The organism is Stenotrophomonas sp. STEN023, assembly GCF_056760135.1.
Window position 1 is genome coordinate 1 of record NZ_JBRREF010000082.1, and the last position, 20,798, is coordinate 20,798.

A 20,798-nucleotide genomic window follows, 5' to 3' on the forward strand; every position below is an offset into this window, starting at 1 on the left:
GCAGAAGCGTTACCGGTGAAGCCCTTGCCGAGCATGGCTCGGCACTACGCTCCCTCCCTTTGCCGAAGGCAAGGGGAAGGTTGGGGAGGGGTTGGCTCTTCGGCTTTTCACGCATTGCCAGCTTCGCGGCTCACGCCGCTCCCCCAAAACGCAGATAGGTGCCCGGTAGTGCCGAGCCATGCTCGGCAGGAGCCTCACCGGTAATGCTTCTGCCGAGCTTGGCTCGGCACTACCTCTGTTCTTGCGCCAGCAGTTGCTTCAGCTGCGCCAGTGTCGCCCGCTGGAGGGGCTTGCCGTCGTCCGCAGAAACCGGCGGCTGCCGCAGCGCATCCTCGGGCAGGACGACCAGCTCGAAGGCGATGCCGTCGGCGGCGAACTCGCAGCCTGGGTAATGCTGTCTGGAGGAGTGCCCGGCCAGGCGCAGTGGCCAGGTGCGCGCTTCGGCGGGAATGCGTTGCTCGTGCAGAAAACGCTGCACCGCATCGGGGTCATCGCAATGCAGGTGCAGGATGACCGGGCTGTCGCTGGTGGCAAGGCCGCTCAGCACTGCGCCGGCCAGGCGTGGCTGGAAGGCCTGCAGGAACTGCATGGCCTGCAGTGCGGACTCGCGATGCGCGCGCAGCGCGCCGGGGTGATTGCTGGAAGCGAAGAGCAGCTGATGCTCGCGCAGTGCCTGCTCGATCTCGCTCAATCGCGGCCACAAGGCTTCGCTGCTGATGCCGAGCTTGCCGGCGGCCTTGCGGCGGGCATGTTCAAGATCGTGGATGCCGCTTTCGGCGATCAGGCGCGCGGCTTCCTGCGCAATCAGCTGCCGCTCGCGGGCGTTGCGCGTGAGGGATTGCGTGGGTGATGACGGCATCGGGCTTTCCCTGTTGGCTGCTGGCCCGATTGTAGGCAGGCGGCGGGGCTTTCGCCCGGCCGCCTGCTGGATGGATCAGAAGATATCGAATGCCGCGTCGTCGGTAGCGTGGTCCTGCTGGCCGAAGTCGAACTCCTGGACGCGATCCAGATCTTCTGTCTTGACCCATTCCGTGGCGCCGTTGAGGGTCGCCTGGACCATGCCCGAAGGCGGGTCATTCTTGGCGATCGGCACATCCTTCAGGGCCACGCGCATGTAGTCGATCCAGATTGGCAGCGCTGCCTTGCCGCCGTATTCGCGGTAGCCGAGTGAGCGGAAGTCGTCGCGGCCGACCCATACAGTGGTTGCCAACGGGCCACCGAAGCCGGAGAACCAGGCGTCGCGGTGGTCATTGGTGGAGCCGGTCTTGCCGCCCACGTCCTCGCGGCCCAATACCTTGGCCGCGGTGCCGGTACCGCGCTGGACCACGTCGCGCATCATCGATACCAGCTGGTAAGCGGTGCGCTCGTCGATGGCGCGCGGTGCGGTGCGGGCGTTCGGGTTGACCGGCTTCGCCGGTTCAACGGCTTCGGGCTTGGTTTCCGCAGGCTTGGCGGCGACCGGGGCCGGTGCAGCCTCGGCGCCAAAGTTGAAACCGTCCACCACCTGGCTGACCGGTGCCGCGCCCGCAGTGGAGGTGCCACCGCAGCCGCGGCAGGCCATCGCCGGGTTTTCCTTGAAGATCACATTGCCGTCGCGGTCCTTGATCTCATCGACGATCCAGGTGTCCACGCGCGAGCCGCCATTGGCGAACACGGCGTAGCCGCGGGCCACCGACAGCGGCGTCAGCGAGGCGGTGCCGAGCGACATTGACAGGTTCGGCGGCAACTCGGCTTCCTGGAAGCCGAACTCGCTGATGTACTTGCGTGCGTAGTCCACGCCCATGCTGTCGAGCAGGCGCACCGAGACCAGGTTGCGCGATTGCACCAACGCCTCGCGCAGGCGCATCGGGCCGCGGAAGCCGCCGCCATCGTTCTGCGGCTGCCAGGTCTTGCCGCGGCGGTCGCGGAACACCACTGGTGCATCCAGCACGATCGAGGCCGGGTTGAAGCCCTTGTCGAACGCGGCCGCGTAGATGAATGGCTTGAAGCTGGAGCCGGGCTGGCGACGTGCCTGGGTGGCGCGGTTGAACTTGTTGCCGGCAAAGCTGAAGCCACCGACCAGGGCGCGCAATGCGCCGCTCTCGGCATCCACCGAGACCAGGGCGCTCTGTCCGCGCGGAATCTGGTCGATCAGCCACTCGCCTTCCTTCGCACCGGCGCGCACGCGGATCATGTCGCCGCGGGTGACCAGCTTGGCCGGGCTGCGGTTGGTCCAGCGGCTGGATGCCACCGGCAGCACCAGTTCGCTGCGGTCGGCCAGCACCACGGTGATGCCACCATCGGCGTTGAGTGAGGAGACCACGGCCGCCTGCATGCCCGCCTGCGTCGGGACGCTGGCGATATGCCGGGCCAGTGCGGTGTTGTCGGCATCGGCGGCAACGTCGAAGTGCTGCTCCACGCCGTGCCAGCCATGGCGGTGGTCGTAAGTGATCAGACCGTCGCGCACTGCGGTGTTGGCGGCGTCCTGCAACTGGCCATTGATGGTGGTGGTGACGTGGTAGCCCTTGTTGAGCACATCGCCGCCGTACTTGGCGATCATTTCCTGGCGCACCAGCTCGGCCACGTACGGGGCATAGACCTGCACCGGCGGCTCGTGCGGGCTGGCATGCATGGCCACCGCCTTGGCGGCATCAGCCTCGGCCTGGGTGACGTAGCCGAGGTCGGCCATGCGCTGCAGCACATAGTTGTCGCGGCGCTGGCGCGCGCGCTCGGGGTTGCTCAGTGGATTGCCGCTGGAAGGGAACTTGGGGATGCCGGCCAGCGAGGCCATTTCGTCCAGGTCGAGTTCGGCAAGTTTCTTGCCGTAGTAGTACTCGGCGGCGGCACCGATGCCGTAAGCGCGGTTACCGAAGAAGCTCTTGTTGAGGTACAGCTCGAAGATCTCGTCCTTGCTGAGCTCGCTTTCAATTTTGCGGGCAAGCAGGATCTCGGCGAACTTGCGGGTGTAGCTGACCTCACTGCTCAGGAAGAATTGCCGCGCAACCTGCTGCGTAATGGTCGATCCGCCGGGTACACCGTCCTTGGAGCCGCTGCGGGCGATCAACCATACGGCGCGGGCAATACCTTTGTAGTCGATGCCGTCGTGCTGGTAGAAACGGGCGTCTTCGGTGGCCAGGAAGGCCTGCTTCAGGCGCTCCGGAACGTCCTTCATCTGTATGGGGTAGCGGCGGGTCTCGCCGAATACCGCCATCAATTTCCCTTCGTTATCATAGACATACATCGGCTCCTGCAACTCAACATTGCGCAGCGCCTGTACGTCCGGGAGCTTGGACGAGACAACGTAATAGAGCGAACCAATGGCGATGGCGCCGACCAGAGAGAAGGCGACGAAGAGGGCCAGCAGCCAGCGCAGCCAGCGACGAAAACGTGGCATCCAGAAGTCCCGATTGCGGTTTTTGTAGCCGCAGAGTATAGATTACGCAGGGGAGCGGCTGGGGCCGCGTCCTGGGGAGAGCAAATGAGATACAGCTGGGCGACGTGATGCAGATCGCGTCTCGCATTCCGGATGGTTGCCATTTGCTGAAAAAACGTTATTAATGCGCCGACGCAAGACTTGCGTCCAAGTGCCCGTCGGCAGGGGAGAATCCGTGGGGCTTATCCCAAAGAGTCAGACGCCCATCATTGGCGTCGACATCAGTTCGACTGCGGTCAAGCTATTGCAGCTTTCCCGCAGCGGTAACCGTTTCCGCGTGGAACACTACGCCGTGGAACCTCTTCCGCCGAATGCGGTGGTGGAGAAAAACATTGTCGAAGTCGAAGCCGTTGGCGAAGCGATTCGTCGGGCTGTCGCGCGTTCAGGCAGCAAGGCCAAGGGGGCGGCCGCCGCTGTTGCAGGCTCTGCGGTGATCACCAAGGTGATCCCGATGCCAGCAGATCTGGACGAGAACGACTTGGAGGCCCAGGTCGAATTGGAGGCGGTGAACTACATCCCGTACCCAATCGACGAAGTGAACCTCGATTTCGAAGTGCTGGGTCCAGTGCCGAACAATCCGGAAATGGTGCAGGTACTGTTGGCCGCATCGCGTTCCGAGAACGTGGAGCTGCGCCAGTCCGCACTGGAGCTGGGTGGCCTGACCGCCAAGGTGATGGATGTGGAAGCGTTCGCTATCGAGAACGCCTTTGCATTGGTTGCCAGCGAGTTGGCTGTACCCAGTGATGGCGTGGTGGCGCTGGTCGATATCGGCGCGACCATGACCACGCTCAACGTGTTGCGCGGCGGCCGTAGCCTGTATAGCCGCGAACAGGTGTTCGGCGGCAAGCAGCTCACCGACGAGGTGATGCGCCGCTACGGCCTGAGCTACGAGGAAGCAGGTCTGGCCAAGCGCCAGGGCGGCTTGCCGGAGAGCTACGACGTCGAGGTGCTGGAGCCGTTCAAGGAAGCGACAGTGCAGCAGATCAGCCGCCTGTTGCAGTTCTTCTACGCTGGCAGTGAGTTCAATCGTGTCGACCACATCGTCCTGGCCGGCGGCTGTGCGGCCCTGATCGGTCTGCCGACCATGGTTGAAGAACAGTTGGGCGTGGCGACATCGGTGGCCAATCCCTTGGCGCAGATGACGCTGGGGCCCAAGGTCCAGGCCCATGCCCTGAACCAGGATGCGCCGGCGTTGATGATCGCGACGGGTCTGGCCATGAGGGGGTTTGACTGATGGCACGGATCAACCTATTGCCGTGGCGCGAGGAGCGCCGCAAACAGCGTCAGCGCGAGTTCTACGGGATGCTGGGTTTTGCCGCGCTTAGTGGCGTGGTGCTGTCAGGCTTGCTGTGGTTCTTCTTCAGCCAGCAGATCAGCGGGCAGAACGAGCGTAATGCCTACCTTGAAGCGGAGATCGCCAAGGTCAAGGAGCAGAACAAGGAAATCGATCGCCTGGACGTGCAGAAGAAGCGTCTGCTTGATCGCAAGAAGGTGATCGAGGAGCTGCAGGGCAAGCGTTCGCAGATGGTGCACCTGTTCGATTCGCTGGTACGCACCATTCCTGATGGCGTGGTGTTGACGGCACTCAAGCAGGAAGGCGACACGCTGACCCTGGAAGGCCGCACCCAATCCAATGCGCGCGTCAGTGCATACATGCGCAACCTTGAAACCTCTGGCTGGATGTCCAGCCCGGAGCTGACCATCATCGAGGCGCGCGCGCAGGACGCTGCAGAGAAGTCTGGTGCCGTGGTCGATATCAAGTCGTTGCCGTATGTGTTCACCGTCAAGGTGAAGCTGCCAACGCCTGGCGAGGGCCAGGCCCAGGAAGGAGACCTCGCGGCTGCGGGTGCTGCTCCGGTCGATCCTGCGGCAGTTGCAGCACCAGCGGCTTCAGCTGCCAGTGCGCCAGTGGCTCCGGTGACTGCACCTGCAACACCAGCGGCTCCCAACAATGGGGCTGAGAAGCCCAAGGGCGAGACCGCTCCGGCGGCGCCGGCGCAGAAGGAGGCTCGCTCGTGAGCAAGAAATTCAACGCCAAAGAGCTGGACTTCAACAATATCGGTGCGTGGCCGCGCAACGCGAAAATCGTGTTCTGCGTGTTCCTCTCGTTGCTGATCATCGGCCTGTCCTATCTGCTGGTGGTCAGTGGGCAGCGCGATGAACTGGCCGGTCTGGTTAGCAAGGAATCGACCTTGCGCCAGGAGTTCGAGGACGAGCAGAAGCGCGCGGTCAACCTGGAGCCCTTGAAGCAACAGCTGGCCCAGATGGAACAGGTGCTGCAGCAGATGTTGCGCCAGTTGCCCAGCAAGACCGAAATGCCGGACCTGATCATCGATGTTTCGCAGACTGCGTTGTCCAGCGGTTTGAACAACGAGCTGTTCAAGCCCGGTGACGAAAGCTTGAATGAGTTCTATGCCGAGAAGCCGATCGCCCTGCGCCTGGTAGGCAGCTACCACCAGTTCGGTGCCTTCGTCAGTGGCGTGGCCTCATTGCCGCGCGTGGTCATCCTGACCATGCACGACATCAACCTGAAGCCCAAGGCCGGGCAGGGCGTGATAACGCCGGGCGGTGCCTTGGAGCTGTCCGGTACGGTCAAGACGTATCGCTATCTGGATGACACCGAGTTGGCCGAGCAGGAAAAAGCAGCTGCCGATGCCCAGAAAAAGGGGAGGAAGTGATCATGCGTAAGACTTCTTCTCTCGCACTTGGCATGGTGTGTCTGGCGATGTTGGGCGGCTGCGCCCGCGGCGTCACCAGCACGCCCGGTGACGCGCCCAACCTCGAAAAGTGGACCGCTGACGTGCGTGCGCGTCCGGCCGAGTCGCTGCCGCCGCTGCCGGTGATGCAGCAGTTCGAGACATTCGAGTACTCAGCTCAGGGTCTGCGCGATCCCTTCAGCGATGCCTGGGTTTCCGACGACGGCAACAGCCAGCTGCGGCCCGACCCGAACCGTCGCAAGGAACCGCTTGAAGCGTTTCCGCTCGACAGTCTCGACATGGTCGGCACGATTGGCGGCGGTGCTGGTGCGGTGGCACTGGTGATGGGGCCGGACAAGGTCACCTACCGTGTACGTCCCGGGGTGTACATGGGCCAGAGCGATGGCCGTGTAACTGGCGTGCGCGAAGACGGGATTGAGCTTATTGAACTGGTGCCGGACGGTGCGGGTGGCTGGCTGGAACGCCCAGCCTCGCTTGCACTGGACGATCGTTGATTGATTAGGGGATAGCACGATGACTTTTACCAAAGCCCTGAGCCTGCGTCCCATCCGGCGCCATGCACTGGTCCGCGTCTGCGCCCTGGGAGTGGCGTTGGCAGCGGTGTGCGGCTCTTCTTACGCAGCACAGCCTGTGACGGGTGTCAGCGGCGTAGCCGCGGCCACTCCGCAGGCAGTGAAGGCGGTTTCCGTAACCAAGATCGACTTCAAGCGCGGCGATGATGGTGCCGGGCGGTTGATCATGCAGTTCGATGGCCAGGGCGCAAGCCCGGACCTGCGCAACCAGGGCAACAACGTCGTCATCGACGTTGGCAACGCCATGTTGCCGGCCGAGCTGCAGCGCCCGCTCAATGTCGTGGACTTTGCCACGCCGGTGCAGCGCATCGACGCCAAGCCGTCCGGGCAGGGCTCGCAACTGGTGCTCAGCACCAACGGCGCATTCGATTCGCTGGCCTACCAGACCGGCAATGAGTACGTGGTCGAGATCACTCCGCGCAAGGCCGATGTGGCTACCGGTGCGGTGACCTCGAAGACGGTTGCGCAGGCAGCTGCCACGGTTGCTGCACGTGGTTACAGCGGTCGCCCGGTGACCTTCAACTTCCAGGACGTGCCGGTGCGCACCGTGCTGCAGCTGATCGCCGAGGAATCCAACCTCAATGTGGTGGCGTCCGACACGGTACAGGGCAATGTGACCCTGCGCCTGGTCAACGTGCCGTGGGACCAGGCGCTGGACATCGTGCTGCGTGCCAAGGGCCTGGACAAGCGCCGTGACGGTGGCGTGGTCTGGATTGCGCCGCAGCAGGAGCTGGCCAAGTTCGAGCAGGACAAGGAAGATGCGCGTATTGCGTATGAGAACAAGTCGGACCTGATCACCGACTACGTGCAGATCAACTACCACAGCGCCAACGCCATCTTCAAGGCAATCACCGAGGCCAAGGGTGTAGGCAACTCGGGTTCGGGCGGTTCCGGTGGTTCGGGCGAGAACGAGAACGGCTTCCTGTCACCACGCGGTCGTCTGGTTGCCGATGAGCGCACCAATACCTTGATGATCAGCGATATCCCGAAGAAGGTCGCGCAGATGCGTGAGCTGATCGGGGTAATCGATCGCCCGGTCGACCAGGTGCTGATCGAAGGCCGCATCGTCATCGCCAACGATACGTTTGCCCGTGACCTGGGTGCCAAGTTCGGCATCGGTGGCAAGCGCAATTACAACAACGGCGACAATGAGGCGACCATCGGCAGCTCCGTTACTGCCGGAACCGATGCCAATCGCGGTCTCAACGTCAATCTGCCCGCAGGCACGTTTACCACTGGTGCGGCTCCCAGCCTCGCCTACACGCTGCTGGGTACGAACTTCAACCTGGATCTGGAACTGTCGGCTCTGCAGGAAGAGGGCCGTGGTGAAGTTATTTCCAACCCCCGCATCGTCACCGCCAACCAGCGTGAGGGCGTGATCAAGCAGGGTAAGGAAATCGGCTACGTCACCATTACCGGTGGTACCAGCGGTGTTGCCGCAACCCCGAACGTACAGTTCAAGGAAGTGCTGCTGGAGCTGAAGGTCACCCCGACCATCACCCAGGACAACCGCGTCTTCCTCAACATGAACGTCAAGAAGGATGAGGTCGATCGTTATCTGCCGGTGACTGACTTCGGCGTGGTTCCGATCATCAACCGTCGTGAAATCAACACCGCGGTGTTGGTGGATGATGGCCAGACCGTGGTCATTGGTGGCGTCTACGAGTTCACCGACAAGGAGAGTGTCGCCAAGGTGCCGTTCCTCGGCGATGTTCCGTTCCTCGGCAATTTGTTCAAGAAGCGCGGTCGCAGCAAGGACAAGGCAGAACTGCTGGTGTTCGTGACCCCGAAGATCCTGCGCGTGGCCAAGGCTCCCTGAGTCAAGGCGCCGAATGTCGGCTTGAAGAAGCTGCTCCTGCAAAGGGGCAGCTTTTTTATTGGGCGCTCGCCCGGTCGTATGCGGCTGTTTTCGCTTGTATGTGGCGCGCTCATCGTCAGGACCTGAAGCAACCGCAGCGAGTGCTTGATGCCGATATTCGCGGCGGTGCTGAATCCGGTGGTTGTTTGGGCCAGGAGTCGGGTGCGATTCAGAGGATGTGCGTGGATTGTTTCTGGTTTGATGGCTGGAAATAACGATGCAACTGCGCATCGCCGAGTAGTCCATTCATCGAAGCGCCATGTGCCCGGTTCATCGACTGATGCACGGGTCGATTAACTCGAGATTTGTTCGGTATCAATATCTGCCTTATGCTCGGCACGCCCCGCATGTCACGCGATATCCACGCCGGAGCTGGATTGCCTGGTTGGTCTTCGGTGCGCTTGTGCTTGATGGACAGTATCGCGCGGCTGTTGGCGGCGTTGCATTGCCACTACCAACTTCAAAAGGATCAGTTGATGAAAATCGGATTTTCGTTCTGTTCGCTGGTTGTTCTGGTTACTGGATTATCGGTGATGGACACGGCCAATGCCGCGGTCCAGACAATTAATGCTAGTTCAAGTGGTGGAAGCTCAACTTCTGGAAACGCGGTTGCAACATCTACTGCCGTGGTCACCTGCACGGCGGCCACCGGTGGGCAAAATGGCACGGTTTGCCATGTAACTGCCCCAGGTTGGAATGGGATCGTGCCGGTTGGGAAGTCAATAGGAACCAGTGGTGCTGGTAATGTAAAACTAACGTGCAATGGTTCCTATGCAGCATCCGGTGGCCGATTGGCATGCACCGCGCAGATAAATGATGCTCTTTGCTCTCCGGAGCAGTCGATTACAGCATCCGCCAGCACCGGAAACTCCAACTGGGGTTATGCGCCGATCAAGGGGGCCGCAATCGTTCAATGCCTTCACGCGACCGGGAGCGTAAATATCACTCCGCGCTGCAATATCAATGCGCCCGGTTACTCCGGCGGTCTGACGACCGGGCAGACCATCGCAACCACAGGTGCAGGAACGGTAACCTTGAACTGTACCGGGATGTATCCAGCCAACGGTGGTGGTTTGAATTGCAGTGCGCAGGTCAGCCAGGTCTGTCCCTGAGGCTTGTTGGCGTCGGTTTGCTGCTTCGCCGCTAGCGGAACAACGGCCGTGATCAAACGGCCGTTGTTTTTGGTTTGCAACATGTGGCTGCTGCCTTGAGGTGAGGTCACCACCCAGGTGGGAAGACGCTTGGTATTTGCGGCCGCAGGGAAATGGAGGGCTGGTCTCGGGCATGGGAATGCGCACTGCAGGCGGGGGTTATCCACCGCCCGGCGGGTGGGTTTTCGCGCTTGAGCAGGAATGCCCGGTGGAATGATGTGGAAGTTGGAACCAATTCACGCCGAATCAGTCAAACTGAGCCTATGAACCTGCCCCCCGTGCTGCCCAATCAAGACGATGCGCCGGTCCGCGACAGCGGCCTGCATCAGGAATTCACCGCGTTGCGTGACGCCCTGGCCAGCGAAATCGTCGGCCAGTCGTTGCTGGTCGACCGGCTGCTGACCGCGCTGCTGGCCGATGGTCATCTGTTGGTGGAGGGCGCGCCCGGTCTGGCCAAGACCACCGCCATCCGTGCCTTGGCTTCGCGTATCGACGCCAGCTTCGCGCGCATCCAGTTCACCCCGGACCTGCTGCCTGCCGACCTTACCGGCACCGATATCTGGCGTTCGCAGGAAGGCCGTTTCGAATTCCAGGCCGGGCCAATTTTCCATCCCATCCTGCTTGCCGATGAAATCAACCGCGCTCCGGCCAAGGTACAGTCGGCCCTGCTCGAGGCGATGGGCGAGCGTCAGGTGACGGTCGGGCGCAATACCTACCCCTTGCCGGACGTGTTTCTGGTGATGGCGACGCAGAATCCGATCGAGCAGGAGGGCACCTTCCCGCTGCCGGAGGCGCAGCTGGATCGCTTCCTGATGCATGTACGCATTGGTTACCCGGATGCCAGCGCCGAAACCGAGATCCTGCGTCTGGCCCGCGAGCGCGCGTTGCGTGCGATGCGGCCCCAGCATGTGGCGATCGAGAAGATTTCGCTGCAGAAGATCGAGCAGGCGCGGCGTGAAGTGCTCGAGCTGCATATGGCACCGCAGCTCGAGCGCTACCTGGTTGCGCTGGTGCTGGCATCGCGTGACGCCAGTGCCTATGACGCCAAGCTCGCCAAGCGCATTGCCTGGGGCGCTAGCCCGCGTGGTTCGATCGCGCTGGAGCGCTGCGCCCGTGCCCGCGCGTGGCTGGCCAACCGCGATTACGTGACCCCGGACGACGTGCGCGGCGTCGCTGCCGACGTACTGCGCCATCGCGTGCTGCCCAGCTATGAAGCAGCGGCCGAAGGTTGGGATGGTGAGCGTCTGGTTGCTGCCTTGCTTGAATGCGTCCCGCTGCCTTGAGGGCGTGTGCGATGACGTTCGCTGCTGTTGAGATGACGACGGGGTCGCGCCCGCAATCGGATCGACGATGACTTCGCCCGAGCTCAAGCAGACACCGTCTGTGGCAGCCATCGAAGACGGCGTCCGTCCGCAGTTGGCCGAATTGATTGCGCTGCGTGGTGCCGCCAATGGCGGCCGCAAGGCCCGGCGCGGGCATTACGCGGTAAGCGGCCGCGCTGCGTCAATGCTGCGTGGTCGCGGCATGGAGTACGCCGAGTCACGCGAATATGTGCCGGGCGATGATGCGCGGCATATTGACTGGAAACTGACCGCACGCACCGACGCTACGCACACCAAGACCTTCCAGACCGAGCGCGAACGCGTAACCCTGCTGATCGCCGATACCGCACCCGCGCTGTATTTCGGCACGCGGGTACGCTTCAAGTCGGTGCAGGCTGCACGTGCTGGTGCGGTGGCGGCATGGTCGGCATTGCGCGACGGCGATCGCATCGCCGCGCTGCGCGGTTCGGCGCAGCAGGCCTTGGTACCGCCGGCAGGTGGTACCCGTGGTGTGCTGCGGGCGCTCGATGCCCTGGTGCGCTGGTATGGCGAACGCCCGGCCGATGACGGCGGCCTGCAGTTGGCATTGGAACAGGCTGCACGGGTACTGCACCCGGGCGCGCGGGCGGTTGTATTGGCTGATCCGGTGAGCGCGCAAGGCGTGCCTGCCGCCACCTGGTCGGCGCTGGCGATGCATGTGGAAGTGGAGTTGGTGTTGCTGCTCGATCCCCTGGAAATTTCGCCACCGCAATGCGTGCTGCCGTTGGCGACACGCTCCGGCCGCATACAGCTGGACCTGACCTCGTCCAGCGTGCGCGAGGCCTGGCACGATGCATTGATCGGGCCCGTCGAGGCCTTGTGCCGGCAATTGCCGGGCCGCCGCATCCGCGTGAGCACCTTGGTCACCGATGACGCCAGTGATACCTGGTTGGGTGCGTCGCCGAACCGGAGCGTAGGCTGATGGCCGCACAACTACCGCTGCGTGATGTACATCTGCCGGCAGCACCGGCCTGGTGGCCGCTGGCGCCGGGCTGGTGGCTGCTGATTGGCGCGATCGTGCTGATCGCAGTGATCGTGTCCTCGATCTATCTGATCCGTCGACGCCGGTTGCAGCGCTGGATGATGCTGTTCGACCGGCAGGTGCAGGCAGCGCAGCAGGGGCCAGCAAGATTGGCCGCAGCCTCGGAGTTGCTGCGGCGTGCGGCGCGGCGGCTTGATCCGCAGACGGTGCAGTTGCAGGGCGATGCATGGCTGCGCTTTCTCGATGGCCCGAAGCGCACGGATTTCAGCAGCGGTGAAGGCCGGCTGGTGCTGGATGGTGGCTTCCGCCCGCAGCTCGAAGCTGACCATGTTGATCGTGTCTGCAAGTTGGCCCGTGTGCGCTTCCTGGAATTGATGGCAGGGCAACGTTGATGCAGGACATGCTTGCCAATTGGTTGAACCTGCTGCCGAGCTTCGCCTGGCCGTGGGCATGGCTGGCACTGCCATTGCCGTTGTTGATGCTGTTGTGGCCGTTGCGCGAACAAAGCGGTGCGGCCTTGCGCGTGCCTTACGACGCGGCGCAGCTGCAGGATCAGACGCCGTCGCGTGCCGGCGCGGTGCTGCAGACGCTGCTGTTGTGGCTTGCATGGTTGTGCCTGTGTGCCGCAGTGGCGCGCCCGCAGCAGCTGGGTGAACCGATCGAACCACCACGGCAGGCGCGGCAGATGATGCTGGCAGTGGATCTGTCCGGCAGCATGAGCGAGCCGGACATGCAGCTTGGCGGCCAGGTCGTCGACCGGCTGACCGCTGCCAAAGCCGTGCTGGCGGACTTCCTTGATCGGCGCGAGGGTGACCGCATTGGCCTGCTGGTGTTCGGCCAGCGCGCTTACGCCTTGACCCCGCTGACCGCCGATCGCGCCACCGTGCGTGATCAGTTGCGTGACAGCGTGGTCGGGCTGGCCGGCCGTGAGACGGCACTGGGCGATGCGATTGCCTTGTCGGTCAAGCGCCTGCGCGAACAGCCGCAAGGCCAGCGGGTATTGATCGTGCTGACCGATGGTGTGAATACCGCAGGTGTCCTGGAGCCGCTGAAGGCAGCCGAACTGGCCAAGGCCGAAGGCGTGCGCGTCTACACCATCGCTTTTGGTGGCAGCGGTGGCATGTCCTTGTTCGGTGTGAAGCTGCCAGGTGCCGACGACCAGGTCGATGAAGCCACCTTGACCAAGGTGGCCGACGAAACCGGCGGCCGTTTCTTCCGCGCCCGCGACACCGATGAACTGGTCAACATCTATGCCGAACTGGATCGGCTGGAGCCGGTGAAGGATGCAGGGCCGGCGGTGCGACCGCGAATTGAACGCTATCCATTGCCGTTGGCGGTGTCGCTGCTGCTGGGGATGCTGGCACTGGCTTGGCGGGGGCTGCGGCAATGATCAATTGGCAGGATCTGCATTTTCTGCGCCCGGAGTGGTTGTGGGCCTTGTTGCTGGTGCCGGCTGCACTGCTGGGCAGCTGGTGGCGGCGCCGACGCAGTGCGCGTTGGCACGATGCGGTGGACCCGCATTTGTTGGCGCAGCTGTTGAGCGATGGCGGCAAGCGCGGCTGGTGGGGCAGCGTCGTACTGGCACTTGGCGTGGTGCTGGCAGTGCTTGCCCTGGCCGGGCCGAGTTGGCGTCAGCTGGAACAACCGCTATGGGAATCGAAGACGCCGCTGGTGATCGTGATGGATTTGTCCAGCAGCATCCGCGCCACCGATCTGCCGCCGTCGCGGCTGCTGCAGGCGCGGGCCAAACTGGCCGCCTTGCTGCGTGAGCGCAAGGGCGGCGAAGTCGCGTTGATCGCTTTCGCCTATGAGCCATTCACCGTGGCACCGCTGACCGATGACGCAGCCAACGTCGCGCTGTTCCTGGACGCGTTGGCGCCGGAAGTGATGCCGGCCGATGGCCAGCGCCCGGACAAGGCATTGCTCTGGGCCGGTGATCTCTTGAAGCAATCCGGCGCGCGCAACGGCGAGATCCTGTTGCTGAGCGATCACGCTGATGCTGCGGCGGTTGCGGAGGCAGGGAAGCTGCGCGTCGCCGGTTACCGGGTCTCGGCGATCGGTCTTGGCAGCCTGCAGGGTGCGTCTTACCGCGATCCGCGTGGGGCGATTGAACAGGCACATCTGGATGAAGCCTCGTTGCGCGCACTGGCTGCGGCCGGCGGTGGTGGCTACCAGCGGATTGCCACCACCTCGGCGGACCTGCAGGCCTTGGGCGTGCTGGAGCCGCAGGCCGGCGCACAGGATCGCGAGCAGCAGGCCAATGCCGGCAAGCAGTGGCAGGACGAAGGCTATTGGTTGTTGCCGCCGCTGTTGTTGCTCGCGCTGTTCGCATTCCGGCGCCCGCGTCGGCTGCTGCCGGTCCTGGCGCTTTGCCTGTTGTTGCCGGTGCTGCAGCCAGCCCATGCAGCAGAGCAGGGCGGCTGGTGGCAGCGCGCCGACCAGCGCCAGCACCAGCGCCTGGGCGAAGGTGTGGAGGCCTACCGGGCCGGTGATTTCGCCACCGCGCAGAAGAAGTTCGAAGGCATCGACAATGATCAAGGCTGGTACAACCTGGGCAATGCGCTTGCCCGCCAAGGCAAGTACGACGATGCCATCGCTGCCTACGATCGCGCACTGAAGGCGCAGCCGGGCATGCAGGACGCGGTGGCCAACCGTGCCGCGGTGGATGCTGCGCGCAAGCGCAAATCGCAGCAGGGCCAGCAAGGCAATCAACAGAATCCGTCCAAGCCGCAGCAGGGCAAGGACCAGCCCGGGCAGCAGAGTCCGCCGCAGAACGGGCAGCAGAACGGGCAGCAGAATCCTTCGCAGCAGAATCAACAAGGTCAGCAGCAGGGACAGCCGCAGCAGGGTCAGCAATCGAATTCGTCGCAACAAGGCCAGCAGTCCCCAACGCGCAATCCGCAGGCGGATGGCAAGTCGTCATCGGACAAGGATCAGCAGCCGCCACAGGGCGAAGATGCCGGCAGGCAGCAACAGGCCGATCAAGCCCAGAGTCAGCGCATGGCCGAGGCCATGCGTCAGCAACAGGCGCGCGAAGGTGAGCAGCAGAACGCGGCCGCCTTGGCTGCGATGACACCTGCGCAACGCGAGCAGCAACAGGCCGTGGAGGCCTGGATGCAGCGCGTGCCGGATGAGCCGGGTGATTTGTTGAAAGCTAAGTTCCAGCTCGAATACGAGCGACGGATGCGGGAAAAACGATGAGAAAGAATCACACAGGCAGCGCCATGCAGCGGTGGCTGTTGCTCGCTCTGCTGGCCTTCACCGGCCTGCTGCAGGCACAGACCCGGGCCTGGTTGGACCGCGACAGCATCAAGCAGAACGAGTCGGTCACGCTGACCATCGAAACCGACCAGTCCGGCAGCCCGGACTACGCGCCGCTGGAAGCCGACTTCGTGCTGGGTGCACAGAACAGCAGCCGCCAGCTGCAGATGGGCGGTGGCGCCTCGCGCAACTACGCCCAGTACGCGGTGGCGCTGACGCCGCGGCGCACTGGCATGCTGGACATCCCGGCGCTACGCGTGGGGAGCGGCAGCACCACACCTTTGCTGGTGAAGGTGGAGGAGGCACCGGTCGCCAGCCGTGACAGCAATGCGCTGGCCTTCATTGAAACCGAGGTGGATGACAAACAGCCCTACGTGCAGCAGAGCGTGGGCGTGGTGGTGCGGCTGTACTTCGCCACCCAGCTGGCGTCTGGCGAGCTGGTGCTGGATACCCCGGCCGCGGCGTCGCTGCAGCGCATTGGTGATGACCGCACTTCCGTGCGCGAAGTCGGCGGGCGCCGTTACAACGTGGTCGAGCGCCGATTCCTGTTGATTCCCGAACGCAGTGGTGCCTTGCAGATTGCCGGTGCCCGTTTCAGCGGGCAGGGTGCGGGTGGCTTCTTCGATGATTTCTTTGGCCGCGACAATGGCCAGCTCAACGCGCGCGGTCCCGATCAGACCTTGCAGGTGCGGGCAATCCCCGCTGATGCCCCACAACCCTGGTTGCCGCTGAAGAACCTGCAACTGCGCTATACCGCCGCGCCCAGCAGCGGGCGCACCGGTGAAGCCATTGCCATTGAAGTGGAGGCGATTGCCAACGGCGCCACCAAGGCCCAGTTCCCGGAACTGCCGGTGCCCTCGCTGGGTGACAGCGCGCAGGTGTTCGCCGAACCCCCGCAATACGATGAGACTTTCGAGGGCTCCAGCCCGCAGCTGAAGCTTACCCGCCGTTACTCGATCGTACCGCAGCAGGCCGGCGCGCTGAGCGTGCCGGGGATGCAGATGCAGTGGTGGGACGTGGCCACCGGGCAGGTGCGCACCACCGCGCTGCCGGCGCTGTCGCTGCAGGTAGCGCAGGGCAGCAACACCAGCATGGTCGCGCCGCCGCTGGTGCAACCGGCAGCGGTGGGGGCTTCGGCATTGCCCACGGGCAATGCGCTGGCCGCCTCGCAGGAGGTGACGAACAACTGGCTATGGCCTGCGTTGGCTGCTGGTTTCGCCTTGTTGTGGCTGGCTACGCTGATCTGGGGCCTGTCGCGCCGACGCAGCGTCGCGTTGGCTCATGCCGGGCATGGCTCGCCGACCGCTGATCCGGCTGCGCGCTTCGGCATCGCCGATCTGCGTCGCGCCCTGGACGCTGGAAGCCTGGACGACGTGGCGCAGATCCTTGCCGCAATGGGCGGGGTGGACGGCTTGGATGCGGTGGTCGCGAAGCTGGATGACCCAGCCCAGCGCGATGCCCTGCAACGCATGCAACGTGCTCGCTGGGGCGGCGAGGGCGATGTGGGCGCGGCGCGAGCCCAGCTACGCGAGGTATTCAAGGCTGGTCCGCGTTGGCGGCAAGCCGCAGTGGTGGAAAAACCGTTGTTGGACCCTCTCTATCCAGGACAAAGCTGAAAAGGGCGGTTGTACATCGTCTGTTAAGCTGAATAATTCTCTGGAGGGAAACCCACTTATGGCCAATGCAGCCAAGACCACCGACAAAATGCCGTTCCACTGGAAGATAGGGATCGGCTTCGGCTTCGGTCTGCTGCTCGGCCTGTTCGTCCACCTCGTCAGCCCTGACGCGGCCTGGGTGCACAACGTCACCACCTATCTGACCACGCCGGTCTCCGGGCTGTTCCTGAGCCTGATCTTCATGCTGATCGTGCCGTTGATCTTCTCGGCATTGGTGATGGGCGTGTCGGAGATGGGCGACATCCGCTCGCTGGGGCGCATCGGCTGGAAGTCGCTGGCCTACACCATCGTACTGTCCGGTCTAGCGGTATTGATCGGCCTGGTACTGGTGAATCTGTTCCAGCCCGGCGCCGGTGTAGACCCGAATGTGGCAGCCAAGCTGTTGGCCGAGAACGCCGAGCGCAGTCAGGCGATCGTGGCCGGTGCAGGCAGCGCGCCCAAGGGCCTGGACATGCTGTTGTCGATCGTGCCCAACAATGTACTGGACGCCGCTTCGGACAACGGCAAGATCCTGTCGCTGATGTTCTTCGCATTGATGCTGGGCATCGGCATGGTGCTGTCGCCGCCCGAAAAGGTCGCTACGCTGCGCAAGGCCATCGAGGGCCTGTTCGAAATCTCGATGACCTTGATCAACCTGGTCATCCGCCTGGCGCCATACGCGGTGGCCTGCTTCATGTTCAACCTGGCCGCCATCTTCGGCTTTGATCTGTTGATCAAGCTCGGCGCCTATGTGGGTGTGGTGGTGCTGGCGTTGGCCGTGCATATGTTCGTCAGCTACGGCATCGCGGTGAAGCTGGCCGGGCGCTCGCCGATCAAGTTCTTCCGTGAAACGCAGGAAGCCACGGTGATGGCGTTCTCCACCGCATCTTCCAACGCCACCCTGCCGACCGCGCTGCGCGTGGCCGATCAGATGGGCTTCCCGCACAAGGTCTCGCGCTTCGTGCTGACCGTGGGCGCTACCGCCAACCAGAACGGCACCGCGCTGTTCGAGGGCGTGACGGTGATCTTCCTGGCGCAGTTCTTCGGCGTGGACCTGAGCATCGGCCAGCAGTTCATGGTGATGGTGGTCTGCATCCTCGGTGGTATCGGTACGGCCGGTGTGCCGTCCGGTTCGCTGCCGGTGGTGGCACTGATCTGTGCCATGGTCGGCGTCAATCCGGCCGGTATCGGCCTGATCCTCGGCGTGAATCACTTCCTGGACATGTGCCGTACCGCGCTGAACGTGACCGGCGACCTGGCCCTGACCACCCTGGTCGCACGTGGCGAGAGCGACGACAGCATCGGCCGGCATCACCCCCAGGAGTGAGCTTGTTTGCCGAGCTGCGACGAGAAACGGCCACCCTGAACAGGGTGGCCGTTTTGCGTGGGGCGTATTTCTCTCAGGCGAAACGAATGCAAACTATCGTCAGCCTTTACGGACTGATCCCGGCGGTAGCTTGTGGGACAATAGGCCGCCCGCAGTTCCGCGGGAGCCTCCTGATTCTGACGACCCATGACGCAGCCCACCCGCCGCCAGTTGGCGAACGCCATCCGTTTCCTTGCCGCTGATGCGGTAGAAGCCGCCAAGTCCGGTCATCCCGGCATGCCGATGGGCATGGCCGATATCGCCGAAGTGCTCTGGAACGACTATCTCCGTCACAACCCGAACAACCCGAAGTGGTTCAACCGCGACCGTTTCGTGCTGTCCAACGGTCACGGCTCGATGCTGCACTACGCGCTGCTGCACCTGAGCGGCTACGACTTGCCGATCGAAGAACTGAAGGCCTTCCGCCAGCTGGGTAGCCGCACCGCCGGCCACCCGGAACGTCATGAAACCCCGGGCGTGGAAACCACCACCGGCCCGCTGGGTCAGGGTCTGGCCAATGCGGTGGGCTTCGCGCTGGCTGAAAAGCTGCTGTCGCAGCGCTACAACCGCCCGGAATTCGAAGTCGTCGACCACCGTACCTGGGTGTTCATGGGCGACGGCTGCCTGATGGAAGGCATCTCCCACGAAGCCGCCTCGCTGGCCGGCACCTGGGGCCTGAGCAAGCTGGTCTGCTTCTGGGATGACAACAACATCTCCATCGACGGTGAAGTGGAAGGCTGGTTCACCGACGACACCCCGGCACGCTTCGAGTCCTATGGCTGGAACGTGGTGCGCGGCGTCGACGGCCACGATCCGGAAAGCATCAAGGCCGGCATCGAGCAGGCGCTGTCGCAGTTCGACAAGCCGACCCTGATCTGCTGCAAGACCACCATTGGTTTTGGCTCGCCGAACAAGGCCGGCCAGGAATCCAGCCACGGCGCACCGCTGGGCAAGGACGAACTGGAAGCTACCCGCAAGGCGCTGAACTGGCCGTATGGCCCGTTCGAGATCCCGGAAGAGATCTATGGCGGCTGGCGCGCTGGCGGCACCGGCACCCTGCGCCAGGCCGAGTGGGAGCAGCTGTTCGACAAGTACGCCGCACAGTTCCCGGCCGATGCCGACGAGCTGACCCGGCGTTCGCACGGCGAGCTGCCGGCTGACTTCATTGCCCAGGCCGATGCTTACATCGCCCAGGTGCAGGCCGAAGCGCCGAACATCGCCTCGCGCAAGGCCTCGCAGAACGCGATCCAGGCCTTTGCGCCGCTGCTGCCGGAAATCATCGGCGGCTCGGCTGACCTGGCCGGTTCCAACCTGACCCTGTGGAAGGGTGCGCAGACCGTGGTCGGCGAAGACCCGCATGCCAATTACGTGCACTACGGCGTGCGTGAGTTCGGTATGAGCGCGATTGCCAATGGCCTGGCCCTGCACGGCGGTTTCCTGCCGTTCGACGCCACCTTCCTGGTGTTCAGCGACTACGCCCGCAACGCGCTGCGCATGAGCGCACTGATCCCGGCGCACGTCATCCACGTGTTCACCCACGACTCGATCGGCCTGGGCGAAGACGGCCCGACCCACCAGCCGGTGGAGCACGTGTCATCGCTGCGCTACATCCCCAACAACGATGTGTGGCGTCCCTGCGATGCGGCCGAATCGGCGGTCAGCTGGAAGGCTGCCATTGTCCGCAAGGATGGCCCGAGCTGCCTGATCTTCAGCCGCCAGAACCTGGCCCCGCAGCCGCGTACGGCCGAGCAGGTGCAGCAGATCGAACGCGGTGGTTATGTGTTGGCTGATGCCGCCGGTACCCCGGACGTGATCCTGATCGGCACCGGTTCGGAAATTGGCCTGGCCGTGGCCGCCAAGGCCGAGCTGGATGCTGCCGGCATCAAGACCCGCGTGGTGTCGATGCCGTGCACCGACGTGTTCGATCGCCAGGACGCCGCTTATCGCGAGTCCGTGCTGCCCAATGCCGTGCGCAAGCGTGTTGCCGTCGAAGCCGGTGTCACCGGTTTCTGGCGCCAGTACGTGGGCCTGGACGGTGCGGTCATCGGTCTGGATACCTTCGGCGCATCGGCCCCGGCCGACAAGCTGTACAAGCACTTCGGCATCACCACCGAAGCGGTTGTGGCAGCAGCCAAGGCACAGATCGCGGGCTGATAGCCCTACATCGCAAGATTGGACAAAGGCCGGGGAAACCCGGCCTTTGTTTTGGCTTCGCCGCAACTGTAGTGCCGAGCCATGCTCGGCAAGGGCTTGCCCAGCAAAAGGCCAACCCCTCCCCAACCCTCCCCTTCGCTACGCGAAAGGGAGGGAGCAGATCTGTAGTGCCGAGCCATGCTCGGCAGGCGCCTTACCGGTACTCCGGCCAATGTGGGAGCGGGGGGGGAGCCCCCCGCGGGGGACCGATGGGGGCCCGGGGCAGAATATATTTTTTTGTTGGGGGGGGGGGCGCGGCCGCCAAAACAA

Annotated in this window: 15 protein-coding genes and 1 pseudogene; 14 read left to right on the forward strand and 2 right to left on the reverse strand. The window is 63.7% G+C overall.

Going from position 1 to position 20,798, the window contains the following annotated elements:
• Nucleotides 1-229 precede the first annotated feature (229 nt).
• Nucleotides 230-859: a hypothetical protein gene (locus tag ACVOLV_RS18210; RefSeq protein ID WP_481555590.1), complete on the reverse strand. Its 630-nt coding sequence runs from the start codon at nucleotides 857-859 to the stop codon at nucleotides 230-232.
• A 75-nt stretch (nucleotides 860-934) separates the two neighbouring features.
• The gene (locus tag ACVOLV_RS18215) at nucleotides 935-3,373 is read right to left on the reverse strand and encodes a penicillin-binding protein 1A (protein WP_481555591.1); all 2,439 of its coding nucleotides are present in this window, start codon (nucleotides 3,371-3,373) and stop codon (nucleotides 935-937) included.
• 214 nt (nucleotides 3,374-3,587) lie between these two features.
• On the opposite strand from ACVOLV_RS18215, the gene ACVOLV_RS18220 reads away from it, so the two are divergent.
• From ACVOLV_RS18220 to tkt, 14 genes and pseudogenes are all read left to right on the forward strand, one after another.
• Nucleotides 3,588-4,646 (forward strand): pilus assembly protein PilM, encoded by a 1,059-nt coding sequence (locus ACVOLV_RS18220; RefSeq protein WP_481555592.1) that lies wholly within the window; start codon nucleotides 3,588-3,590, stop codon nucleotides 4,644-4,646.
• A complete protein-coding gene (locus ACVOLV_RS18225) occupies nucleotides 4,646-5,431 on the forward strand; it encodes a PilN domain-containing protein (protein WP_481555593.1) in 786 nt (261 codons plus the stop codon). The genes ACVOLV_RS18220 and ACVOLV_RS18225 overlap by 1 nt, the downstream gene beginning before the upstream one ends.
• Nucleotides 5,428-6,090 carry a type IV pilus inner membrane component PilO gene (locus ACVOLV_RS18230; RefSeq protein WP_481555594.1) on the forward strand — a complete coding sequence of 221 codons (663 nt, stop codon included), beginning with the start codon at nucleotides 5,428-5,430 and terminating at the stop codon, nucleotides 6,088-6,090. The genes ACVOLV_RS18225 and ACVOLV_RS18230 overlap by 4 nt, the downstream gene beginning before the upstream one ends.
• A gap of 2 nt (nucleotides 6,091-6,092) precedes the next feature.
• Complete coding sequence (locus ACVOLV_RS18235) at nucleotides 6,093-6,623, forward strand: pilus assembly protein PilP (protein WP_481555595.1); 531 nt, start codon at nucleotides 6,093-6,095, stop codon at nucleotides 6,621-6,623.
• A 193-nt stretch (nucleotides 6,624-6,816) separates the two neighbouring features.
• A pseudogene (locus ACVOLV_RS18240) lies at nucleotides 6,817-8,520 on the forward strand (type IV pilus secretin PilQ); the annotation flags it as partial.
• Nucleotides 8,521-8,906: 386 nt separating this feature from the next.
• Nucleotides 8,907-9,671 carry a hypothetical protein gene (locus ACVOLV_RS18245; RefSeq protein ID WP_481555596.1) on the forward strand — a complete coding sequence of 255 codons (765 nt, stop codon included), beginning with the start codon at nucleotides 8,907-8,909 and terminating at the stop codon, nucleotides 9,669-9,671.
• 302 nt (nucleotides 9,672-9,973) lie between these two features.
• Entirely contained in the window at nucleotides 9,974-10,993 is a 1,020-nt protein-coding gene (locus tag ACVOLV_RS18250) for an AAA family ATPase (RefSeq protein WP_481555597.1), read from the forward strand.
• Between the two features lie 67 nt (nucleotides 10,994-11,060).
• Nucleotides 11,061-11,993 carry a DUF58 domain-containing protein gene (locus ACVOLV_RS18255; protein ID WP_481555598.1) on the forward strand — a complete coding sequence of 311 codons (933 nt, stop codon included), beginning with the start codon at nucleotides 11,061-11,063 and terminating at the stop codon, nucleotides 11,991-11,993.
• A complete protein-coding gene (locus tag ACVOLV_RS18260; protein WP_481555599.1) occupies nucleotides 11,993-12,445 on the forward strand; it encodes a DUF4381 domain-containing protein in 453 nt (150 codons plus the stop codon). The genes ACVOLV_RS18255 and ACVOLV_RS18260 overlap by 1 nt, the downstream gene beginning before the upstream one ends.
• On the forward strand, nucleotides 12,445-13,443 hold the full coding sequence (locus ACVOLV_RS18265) for a vWA domain-containing protein (protein ID WP_481555600.1): 999 nt from the start codon (nucleotides 12,445-12,447) through the stop codon (nucleotides 13,441-13,443). Before ACVOLV_RS18260 ends, ACVOLV_RS18265 begins: the two co-directional genes overlap by 1 nt.
• Complete coding sequence (locus ACVOLV_RS18270; RefSeq protein WP_481555601.1) at nucleotides 13,440-15,254, forward strand: vWA domain-containing protein; 1,815 nt, start codon at nucleotides 13,440-13,442, stop codon at nucleotides 15,252-15,254. Before ACVOLV_RS18265 ends, ACVOLV_RS18270 begins: the two co-directional genes overlap by 4 nt.
• On the forward strand, nucleotides 15,251-16,930 hold the full coding sequence (locus ACVOLV_RS18275; protein ID WP_481555602.1) for a BatD family protein: 1,680 nt from the start codon (nucleotides 15,251-15,253) through the stop codon (nucleotides 16,928-16,930). The genes ACVOLV_RS18270 and ACVOLV_RS18275 overlap by 4 nt, the downstream gene beginning before the upstream one ends.
• Before the next feature lie 58 nt (nucleotides 16,931-16,988).
• A complete protein-coding gene (locus tag ACVOLV_RS18280; RefSeq protein WP_481555603.1) occupies nucleotides 16,989-18,296 on the forward strand; it encodes a dicarboxylate/amino acid:cation symporter in 1,308 nt (435 codons plus the stop codon).
• Between the two features lie 186 nt (nucleotides 18,297-18,482).
• Entirely contained in the window at nucleotides 18,483-20,489 is a 2,007-nt protein-coding gene (gene tkt / locus ACVOLV_RS18285; RefSeq protein WP_481555604.1) for a transketolase, read from the forward strand.
• Nucleotides 20,490-20,798: the final 309 nt, after the last annotated feature.